3 protein-coding genes are annotated in these 1,818 nt (G+C 66.2%); all 3 read left to right on the top strand.

Translation table 11 applies throughout. From position 1 onward, the window contains the following. On the top strand, positions 1-738 hold a 738-nt coding region (gene hemF / locus V7Q81_RS15955), incomplete at its 5' end, for an oxygen-dependent coproporphyrinogen oxidase (protein WP_333845308.1). Between the two features lie 5 nt (positions 739-743). Further along, a complete protein-coding gene (locus V7Q81_RS15950) occupies positions 744-1,025 on the top strand; it encodes an ACT domain-containing protein (protein ID WP_333845306.1) in 282 nt (93 codons plus the stop codon). A 24-nt stretch (positions 1,026-1,049) separates the two neighbouring features. Then, the coding region (locus V7Q81_RS15945) for a DUF711 family protein (protein ID WP_333845303.1) at positions 1,050-1,818 on the top strand (769 nt) is incomplete at its 3' end.

Genomic DNA, 1,818 nt, shown 5'->3' with positions numbered 1-1,818 from the left:
GCCTTCTCCCATGTCTATGGCAGCGGGCTGCCGCCCTCGGCGAGCGCGCGGCGGCCGGAGCTGGCCGGTCGCGCCTTCCAGGCGATGGGTCTGTCCCTGGTGCTGCACCCGCGCAACCCGTACGTGCCCACCGTGCACATGAATGTGCGCTTCTTCTGCGCCCAGGACAGTCACGGTCAGGCCGCGGACACCGAGCCCGTCTGGTGGTTCGGCGGCGGCATGGACCTCACCCCCTACTACGGCTTCGAAGAGGACGCCCGACATTTCCACGCCACCTGCCGCAAGGCCCTTTTGCCTTTCGGGCCCGAGTACTACCCCCGGTTCAAACGCTGGTGCGATGAGTATTTTTACCTCCGCCACCGGGGCGAGCCGCGGGGCATCGGGGGAATTTTCTTCGACGACTTGAACGAGGGGGGGTTCGGGCACTGCTTCGCCCTCACGAAAAGCGTGGGCGCTCATTTTCTCGAAGCCTACCTTCCCATCGTGGAGCGCCGCCGCGGGCTCGCCTATGGGGAGCGGGAGCGGGACTTCCAGGCGTATCGACGTGGGCGCTACGTGGAGTTCAACCTGGTCTACGACCGGGGTACCCTGTTCGGGCTCCAATCTGGGGGTCGCACCGAGTCCATCCTCATGTCCTTACCGCCCCTCGTGCGCTGGCGCTATGCTTGGACCCCGGCACCGGGCACGCCGGAGGCCCGGCTCTACGAGGAATTCCTTAAACCTAGGGACTGGGTGTGAGCGCCATGCCGCAAAGCAACCGCATCATCGTCACCGTGACCGGTCAGGACCGAGTGGGGATCATCGCCGCCGTATCCACCATCCTGGCCGAGGCGAACGCCAACATTCTGGACATCTCCCAGACCACGCTGCAGGAGTTCTTCGCCATGATCATGATGGTGGATCTTTCCCAGGCGAATGCGCCCCTGGAGGAGATCAAGCGGCGCTTGGCAGCCAAGGGGGAAGAGATGGGCCTGCGCATCGACGCCCAGCACGAGGACGTGTTTAAGTACATGCACCGCATTTGAGGCGCTGCCAGAGCGACGCCCGCCATGACGCGCTTTTCTGCCCAGGAGATCGTCGAGACCATCCGCATGGTGCAGATGGAAAACCTGGACATCCGCACCATCACCTTGGGCATTTCGCTGCGCGACTGCGCCCACCCGGACCCGGACACCCTGGGCCGCCGGGCCTACGACAAGATCTGCCGGGTGGCGGGCCGGCTCACTGCCGTGGCTCAGGCCATTGAGCAGGAATACGGCATACCCATCGTCCACAAGCGGGTGGCGGTCACCCCCGTGGCCCTGGTGGCAGAGGCAAGCGGCGTTGGGGGCTATCCGCGCATCGCCAGCTATCTGGACAAGGCCGCCCGAGAGGTGGGCGTCAATTTCCTGGGCGGCTATTCGGCCCTGGTGCAGAAGGGTGCGACCCCGGGGGATACGGCGCTCATCCGTTCCATTCCCGAAGCCCTGGCCACTACTGAGCGGGTCTGCGCCTCGGTGAACGTGGCCTCCACCCGCGCCGGCATCAACATGGACGCGGTGGCGGTCATGGGAGAGGTGATCGCCGAGACAGCCCGGGCCACCGCGGACCGGGGCGGGATCGGCTGCGCCAAGCTGGTCACCTTCTGCAACGCGGTGGACGACAATCCCTTCATGGCCGGCGCATTCCACGGCATCGGCGAACCGGACGGGGTGGTGAACGTGGGCGTTTCTGGCCCCGGCGTGGTCCTCTCGGCCGTGCAGAAGGCGCCGCAGGCCGATTTCGGCGAGCTGGCCGCCATCATCAAGCGCACCGCCTTCAAGGTGACGCGCATGGGGG

The sequence above is a fragment of the Pelomicrobium sp. genome (genome assembly GCF_036803785.1).
In the GTDB taxonomy this organism is placed as follows: Bacteria; Pseudomonadota; Gammaproteobacteria; order Burkholderiales; family UBA6910; genus Pelomicrobium.
The sequence above is the reverse complement of the archived record's forward strand: the minus strand, read 5'-3'. Positions and strand labels throughout refer to the sequence as shown.